The organism is Streptomyces bohaiensis (genome assembly GCF_012033785.1).
GTDB lineage: Bacteria > Actinomycetota > Actinomycetes > Streptomycetales > Streptomycetaceae > Streptomyces > Streptomyces bohaiensis.
Map to the genome: position 1 here is coordinate 1 of NZ_JAAVJC010000227.1, position 7,561 is coordinate 7,561.

The 7,561-nt window shown below is 74.7% G+C and carries 6 protein-coding genes and 1 pseudogene; all 7 read right to left on the reverse strand.

Annotated features, from left to right (window positions below):
- Positions 1–72 precede the first annotated feature (72 nt).
- Positions 73–1,806 carry a flavin monoamine oxidase family protein gene (locus HCN52_RS19280; protein ID WP_168089712.1) on the reverse strand — a complete coding sequence of 578 codons (1,734 nt, stop codon included), beginning with the start codon at positions 1,804–1,806 and terminating at the stop codon, positions 73–75.
- Between the two features lie 108 nt (positions 1,807–1,914).
- On the reverse strand, positions 1,915–2,733 hold the full coding sequence (locus HCN52_RS19285; RefSeq protein WP_168089715.1) for a carbon-nitrogen hydrolase family protein: 819 nt from the start codon (positions 2,731–2,733) through the stop codon (positions 1,915–1,917).
- Positions 2,734–2,914: 181 nt separating this feature from the next.
- Positions 2,915–3,370 carry an Lrp/AsnC family transcriptional regulator gene (locus tag HCN52_RS19290; protein WP_168089713.1) on the reverse strand — a complete coding sequence of 152 codons (456 nt, stop codon included), beginning with the start codon at positions 3,368–3,370 and terminating at the stop codon, positions 2,915–2,917.
- Between the two features lie 99 nt (positions 3,371–3,469).
- Positions 3,470–4,909: a GuaB1 family IMP dehydrogenase-related protein gene (locus HCN52_RS19295; protein ID WP_168089716.1), complete on the reverse strand. Its 1,440-nt coding sequence runs from the start codon at positions 4,907–4,909 to the stop codon at positions 3,470–3,472.
- A gap of 248 nt (positions 4,910–5,157) precedes the next feature.
- The gene (locus HCN52_RS19300; protein ID WP_167974172.1) at positions 5,158–6,144 is read right to left on the reverse strand and encodes a sugar-binding transcriptional regulator; all 987 of its coding nucleotides are present in this window, start codon (positions 6,142–6,144) and stop codon (positions 5,158–5,160) included.
- A gap of 208 nt (positions 6,145–6,352) precedes the next feature.
- A complete protein-coding gene (gene rpe / locus HCN52_RS19305; RefSeq protein ID WP_168089714.1) occupies positions 6,353–7,024 on the reverse strand; it encodes a ribulose-phosphate 3-epimerase in 672 nt (223 codons plus the stop codon).
- Positions 7,025–7,100: 76 nt separating this feature from the next.
- A pseudogene (locus tag HCN52_RS19310) lies at positions 7,101–7,561 on the reverse strand (rRNA cytosine-C5-methyltransferase); the annotation flags it as partial.

A 7,561-nucleotide genomic window follows, 5' to 3' on the forward strand; every position in this document is an offset into this window, starting at 1 on the left:
GTCGGCGCCCGGCGCCGTTTCGGTGACAGGGCGTGCGGAGGCGCCCGCCCGCGCACGGGGCGGGCCCGCGGGTCAGTCCTCGGGCAGCATCACCGGCTCGATGGCGTCGTACACGTCCCCGGGGCCCGGGTTGGCGGCGTCCGTGGCGCCACCGAAGTGGTGCATCACGCCCCATACCGCGTTGAGCGCCGTCTGCACCGCGCCCTCCGCCCAGCCCGCGGTCCACGACACGTCGTCACCGGCGAGGAAGAGCCCGCGCCGGTCCGCGGGGAGCCGGTCCTGCACGAAGTGCGTGAACAGCCTGCGCTGGTAGCGGTAGTGCCCCGGCAGGTTCGCCTTGAACGCCCCCATGAACCACGGCTCGTCCTCCCAGGAGACCGTCACCGGGTCGCCGATGATGTGGCGCCGCACGTCCACCCCGGGATAGATCTCCCGCAGCGACTTCAGCATGACCTCCAACCGTTCCGAGGCGCTCAGCGGCAGCCACTTCGAGCTGTCGTCGCACCAGGTGTAGGAGAGGCACATCGCCGCCGGGCGGTCCGGGCCGTTCTCCAGCAGGTAGGTGCCGCGCGTCATGCGGTCGGTCAGCGTCATCGACATGGTGTCGCGACCGGTGGGCCGCCCGTCCGCGCCGATCTCGGGATCGCGCCAGAAGGGGCGGTCCACGGGGACGAACAGCTTCGAGGACTGCATGTAGTGCGTGCGCTCCACCGCCGTCCAGTGGTCGATGGGCAGCAGCGACTCGTCGCAGTCGATCCTGGCCAGCAGCAACCAGGACTGCGCGGTGAACACGGCGGCCGGGTAGGTGCGCACCGCACCGGAGGCGTCCGTCACGGTGATCGCCGTCCGGCCGTCCGGCGCGGCGGTACGGGTCAACCGCGTGACGGCGGGCCGGGGTTCACCGCCGTGCAGCGACCGCAGCGAGGTGCCGTGCGGCCAGTGCACCGTCTTGGCCGGGGCCCGGTCCCACAGCCGCTCCGGCAGCTGTTGGCTCCCCCCGACGATGCCGCGGTGGTCGTCGTCCGCACCGGTGTACACCACCCGCAGGATCTCCAGCACGGAGTTGGGGAAGTCGGTGTCCCAACCGCCGGTGCCGAAGCCGACCTGCCCGAAGATCTCGCGGTGCCGGAAGGAGGCGAAGGCCGGCGAGGCGCAGAGGAAGCCGTAGAAGGTCTGGTTGTCCAGCCGTTCCACCAGGCGCGACCAGATCTCCCGCAACCGCGCCACGTCCCGGTGCCGGATCGCGTGCTGCACCGCGGCGAAGTCCGCACCCTCCTCCAGGCAGGTGTTCCACGCCGCCATGACCGTGCGGTAGACCTCGGGCAGGTCGTCGAGAGTCCTGGCGTAGTGCGACGTGCCCTTGAGGTCCACCACGGTCGACGGAGTGGCGGGGGCCAGCGGGTTGGGGAAGGGCTCGGTGTGCAGCCCGGTGAGCGCGATGTAGTGGGCGAGCGCCGTGGAACTCGGCGGGAAGCGCATCGCGCCCATCTCCGCGGTCAGTTCCGGCGGACAGCCGGGGAAGGTGTCGGTGCGCAGCCGGCCGCCGATGCGGTCCGCCTCGTACACCACGGGCCGCAGCCCCATCCGCATCAGTTCGTGGGCGGCGACGATCCCCGAGAGGCCGCCGCCGATGACCGCCACCTCACGCCCGTGGGCGGTGGCGGGCACCTGCCCGAGCCCGGCGGGATGGGCGAGCCAGTCGTCGTAGGCGAACGGGAAGTCGGGCCCGAACATGGTCAGCGGCGGCTGGTCGGCGTCGGCGGTGTGCTGGTCGTCGTGGACGGCGGTGGGCACCGTGGAGGTCATGGTCGGCTCTCCTGGCACGGGTGGGACGGACAGGGCACGGCAGGTGCGAGGGACGTGGGGGCGGCGAGCGCGCCGATCCGCGGAGCCGGGCCGCACGGACGGAGGCGGTCAGCCACCCCGGGACGCCCGGTCCGCGTAGAGCGCGGGGCGGCGGTCCGCGAGGTAGGGGTTCTCCGCGCGGGAGGCGGCAAGCAGTTCGGGGTCGACGGTGCCGAGGAGCAGCTCCGCCCCCTCACCGGCACGGACGGGGGCGGTGCCGTCGGGCGCGGCGAGAGCGCTGAGGCCGGTGAACCGCAGGTCGCCCTCGGTGCCGCAGCGGTTGGCGTAGGCGATCCAGAGCTGGTTCTCCCAGGCGCGGGTCGGCACCAGGGTGCGGGCCACGAAGGCGTAGGGGCGCATCAGCGCGGTGGGCACCAGCAGCAGGTCGGTGCCGGCCAGGGCGTGGGCGCGCACCGCCTCGGGGAACTCCACGTCGTAGCAGACGAGCAGGCCGACCGTCAGGCCGCCGAGCTCGGCCTGCACGACCAGGTCCTCGCCGGGCGTGAAGGCGCCGCGCTCGAACTCGCCGTAGAGGTGCGTCTTGCGGTAGGTCGCCGCCACCCGGCCGTCGGCGCCGGTGAGCTGCACGGAGTTGTGCACCGCTCCCGTGGCGGGGTCGCGCTCGGGGAAGCCGTGGACGACGGCGATCCCGTGCTCGGCGGCGGCCCGCGCCACCCGGGCGGCGCCGGGGCCGTCGGCGGCCTCGGCGCGGCCCTGGACCGAGTCGCCGAGCGCGTAGCCGGTGAGGGACAGCTCGGGGGTGACCAGCAGCCGGGCCCCGGCCTCGGCGGCGCGGGCGATCGCGTCGCCGAGCCGCGCGGCCCCCGCGGCGTTGTCGACGGGGGTACCGGACGGGCCCTGGAGCAGGGCGATGCGCAGCGGCGTCAGCGGCGACGTCAAGGCGACCTCACGGAACGGGTGGCGGCGGGTGCGGGGTACACCGTTGACGGTACGGCGCCGCGCTGACCTGCGACAAGGTACGTGTGCGGCACGCGGTGCGGCGATCCGTTGCGTCTGCGCGGTACGTGACGGCGATTCGTTGCGCCGTGGGTCCCGAGGGCTGCCGGGGTCAGCCCGGGGGGCCGGCCGCGTGGCGGCGCAGCAGCGGCGAGAGCACCAGCACCGACTTGGTGCGCTCCACGAAGGGCTCCCCGGCGATGCGCTCCAGCACCTGCTCGAAGTGGCGCATGTCGGCGGCGAGCACCTGCACCACGGCGTCGGCCTCCCCGGTGACGGTGGACGCCGACACCACCTCGGGGTAGCGGGCCAGCGCCTGCCGGATGTCCTCGGGGGCGGTCCGGGAACGGCAGAACATCTCGATCATGCCCTCCGTACGCCACCCGATCGCCGCCGGGTCGACGGTGACGGTGAAGCCCGTGATCGCCCCGTCGGCCCGCAGCCGGTCCACGCGGCGCTTGACCGCGGGCGCGGAGAGACCCACCTCGGCGCCGATGTCGGCGTAGGAGCGCCGGGCGTCCTCGGCCAGCGCGTGGACGATCCGCTCGTCCAGTCCGTTCAGTCGCACCCCGGCAGTACACCACGACCGGCGGCCGAGGGCCGCCGGTCGGGGGAGCGCGGGCGCGGGCGCGGCTGCCCCCACGCGCCGCGGGAGGCCGACGGGCTGCTACTGCCAGCTGGCGTGCAGCGGCTTGCCCTCGGCGTAGCCGGAGGCCGACTGCACACCGACGACGGCGCGCTCCCGGAACTCCTCCAGCGAGTCCGCGCCCGCGTAGGTGCAGGCGGACCGCACCCCCGCGATGATGGAGTCGATCAGGTCCTCCACCCCGGGACGGGCCGGGTCCAGGAACATCCGCGAGGTGGAGATGCCCTCCTCGAACAGTGCCTTGCGCGCCCGGTCGTAGGAGGACTCCTCGGCGGTGCGGTTGCGGACCGCGCGGGCGGAGGCCATGCCGAAGCTCTCCTTGTACAGCCGTCCGTCGGCGGCCTGGAGCATGTCCCCGGGCGATTCGTGGGTGCCGGCGAACCAGGAGCCGATCATGACGTTGGAAGCGCCGGCCGCCAGCGCCATCGCGACGTCGCGGGGGTGGCGGACGCCGCCGTCCGCCCAGACGTGGCGACCCAGCCGACGGGCCTCGGTGGCGCACTCCAGCACGGCGGAGAACTGCGGCCGGCCCACGCCGGTCATCATGCGGGTGGTGCACATGGCGCCCGGGCCCACCCCGACCTTGATGATGTCGGCACCGGCCTCGACGAGGTCACGGACGCCCTCGGCGGAGACGATGTTCCCGGCGACCACGGGGACCGAGGGATTGAGCGAGCGCACCGCGGCCAGGGCGGCGATCATCGACTCCTGGTGGCCGTGGGCGGTGTCGACCACGATCGCGTCGGTGCCCGCCTCCAGCAGCGCCGCGGCACGGCCCGCCACGTCGCCGTTGACGCCGACGGCGGCCGCGACCCGCAGCCGCCCCGCGTCGTCGGTGGCGGGGGTGTACAGGGTGGCGCGGAGCGCGCCCCGGCGGTTGAGGATGCCGACCAGCCGGCCCTGGCCGTCGACCGCCGGAGCGATCCGGCGGTGGGCGGCGTCGAGCTGGTGGAACGCCTCGCGCGGGTCGAGCCCGGCGTCGATGAGCAGCAGGTCGCGGGACATGACCTCGGAGAGCCGGGTGAAGCGGTCGACCCCGGCGAGGTCGTGCTCGGTGACGATGCCGACGGGCTTGCCGTCGGCGACGACGACCGCCGCGCCGTGGGCGCGCTTGGGCAGCAGCGACAGCGCGTCGGCCACCGTCTGGGTCGGCGCCAGCGTGATGGGGGTGTCCAGCACCAGGTGGCGGCTCTTCACCCAGGCGATGACCTCGGCGACCACCTCGATGGGGATGTCCTGCGGGATGACGGTCAGCCCGCCCCGCCGGGCCACGGTCTCCGCCATCCGGCGGCCCGCGACGGCGGTCATGTTGGCGACGACCAGCGGCACCGTGGTCCCGGTGCCGTCCGGAGTCGCGAGGTCCACGGACTGGCGCGAGCCCACGGCTGAGCGCGAGGGCACCATGAAGACGTCGTCGTAGGTCAGGTCGTACGGCGGCACGGTGTCGTTGAGGAATCGCATGCTGGGCTCTCTCACCTGCGGTTGGGTGTGTCTCGGCGGGTGGGAGGCCGGTGCCGTCCGGTGGCGGGTACGCCGCTCGACGCGGGCCGGGCTGCCGTGGCTCCTACATCAGTATCCCAGGCCGCCGCGCGGAACGGGGAACCGGCGTACCTCCGCACCGCCCGCGCCCCGCGCCGCCCGGGGCACGACGGGGCCACGGACGACCGGAGGTCAGGGCCGGTCGGAGGTCAGGGCCGGTCAGCCGGAGGTCAGGGCCGGTCGGGGTCGACGCGCTCCAGCGCGGGACGGCTGCCGGGCGCCGTACCGAGCAGCTGGTCGGCGGCGGCGGTGTCCGTGACGAGGCTGGTGACCAGTCCGGAGCGCAGCACGGCGGCGATGGCCTCCGCCTTCCGGCTGCCCCCCGCGATCGCCACCACCTCGGGCACCCGGCGCAGCCGGTCGGCCTCCACGGTGATGCAGCGCTCGCCGAGGTCCCGGCCGATGCGACGGCCGTCGCTGTCGAAGAGGTGCGCGGACATCTCCGCGGCGACCCCCAGCGACGCGTAGTGGGCGCGCTCCTCCGCGCTGAGCATGTCGTGCACGGTGGAGATGCCCGGCTCCCAGGAGCCGATGGAGACGGCGGCGACGGTGACGCGGTCGAAGTACTCGAACGCCGCGGCGATCGCCGGCTGCCGGCGGAGCGCCGCCGCGGTCTGCCGGTCGGGCAGCAGCATGGGCGCGTAGATCGGGTGGGCGCTGCCGCCGGAGACGGCGGCGGCGCGGCGCACCGCCTCGACCGAGCCGCGCTCGGCGGTACCGGCGTCGTACACACCGGTCAGCTGGACGACGGTGCACGGCGAGAGCTGCCGCAGCGCGGCGGCCATGTGGATGGTGGAGCGGCCCCAGGCGAGGCCGAGCACGTCGCCCTCGTCGACGAGCTCCCCCAGCAGGTCCGCGGCGACCTCGCCGAGGTTCTCCGGGTCCGGGGTGTCGTCGGGTGCGTCGGCGGGCGACTCGGCGACCACCACGTGGCGCAGCCCGAACCGGGCGCGCAGCGCGTCCGAGCGGTCGGCGTCCAGTTCGGCCGGGACGCGGATCTCGATCCGCACCAGGTCGTGCTCGACCGCCGACTCCAGCACGCGGGCGACCTTGAAGCGGCTGACCCCGAACTCGTCGGCGATCTGGATCTTGGACTTGCCCTCCAGATAGAAGCGGCGTGCCATTGCCGCCGCCTGCATCAGCTCGGCGGGGCCCATCCGTGTGGCTGACCTTCCGGCCGACACCGCACTCACCTCACAGTCATCCGGCTGGTGCCGCTCGTGTTCCGCTGGTTCCCGGGTCGTTGCGCGTCCTCATCCTCGCAGACTCGGCGACCCCCGCGAGCCGATCGCTGCAGTGCGCACGGGTCGTCACACCCCTGCCGCGCACCGGTCGTTCCCCGGCCACGGCCCGGCGGCCGCCGGGTCAGTGGCGGTGCGCGGGGGCGGCGCGCTCCGCCTGCTCCCGCAGCGCCGCGACGGCCCCGGCCGGGTCGTCCGCGTTGTAGACCGCGGACCCGGCGACGAAGACGTCCGCCCCGGCCTCGGCGCACCGCTCGATGGTGGACGCGGAGACCCCGCCGTCCACCTGGAGCCACATCTCCAGCCCGTGCCGGTCCATCATCCGGCGGGCCCGGCGGATCTTGGGCAGCATGATGTCCAGGAACGCCTGCCCGCCGAAGCCGGGCTCGACGGTCATGATCAGCAGCATGTCCAGTTCGGGGAGCAGGTCCTCGTACGGCTCGATCGGGGTGGCCGGTCGCAGCGCCATGGCGGCGCGCGCTCCCTGGGCGCGGATCTCCCGCGCCAGCCGCACCGGCGCGGCGGCGGCCTCGACGTGGAAGGTGACCGAACCGGCGCCGGCCTCGGCGTAGGCGGGGGCCCAGCGGTCGGGCTGCTCGATCATCAGGTGGCAGTCCAACGGGGTGTCGGTCGCCTTGCGCAGCGACTCCACCACCGGCAGCCCCAGCGTCAGGTTGGGGACGAAGTGGTTGTCCATGACGTCGACGTGCAGCCAGTCTGCGCCGGCCACCGCCTGCGCCTCCTCCGCCAGGCGCGCGAAGTCGGCGGACAGGATGGAGGGGTTGATCTGTGCCATGCGGCCAGTATTCAGCATGGCCGGCGGCGGCGGGCCGCGGGGCGGGCCCGTCCGCCGCAGCCCGCCCCGCCCCGGGTCAGCCGGTGCGGCGCAGCAGGGAGAGGTACATGGCGTCGGTGCCGTGCAGGTGCGGCCACAGCTGGACGTCGGGACCGTCCCCCAGCTCCGGGACCCCCAGCAGCAGCGGCCGCGCGTCCACCGGCTCGGCGGGGGTCTCCCGGCGGGTGGCGCGCAGCACGTCCTGCACCACGGCGCGGGTCTCGGCCGGGTGCGGGGAGCAGGTGGCGTACGCGACGACCCCGCCCGGCCGCACCGAGCGCAGCGCCTGGCGCAGCAGATCCCGCTGGAGCGGGGCGAACCGCTCCAGATCGGCGGGGCGCCGCCGCCACCGCGCCTCGGGGCGGCGGCGCAGCGCGCCGAGCCCGGTGCAGGGCACGTCCACCAGGACGCGGTCGAAGGAGCCCGGCGCCCAGGCGGGGCGGGTGGTGTCGGCCGTGACGACCTGGTGCTCCCCCGGCGCGCCGGCCAGGGCACGGG

Excerpts from the sequence above, each read along its gene's own strand:
- HCN52_RS19280 (WP_168089712.1), bottom strand. The coding sequence starts at position 1,806 with ATGACCTCCACGGTGCCCACCGCCGTCCACGACGACCAGCACACCGCC.
- HCN52_RS19295 (WP_168089716.1), bottom strand. The coding sequence starts at position 4,909 with ATGCGATTCCTCAACGACACCGTGCCGCCGTACGACCTGACCTACGAC.
- HCN52_RS19300 (WP_167974172.1), bottom strand. The coding sequence starts at position 6,144 with ATGGGCCCCGCCGAGCTGATGCAGGCGGCGGCAATGGCACGCCGCTTC.
- rpe (WP_168089714.1), bottom strand. The coding sequence starts at position 7,024 with ATGGCACAGATCAACCCCTCCATCCTGTCCGCCGACTTCGCGCGCCTG.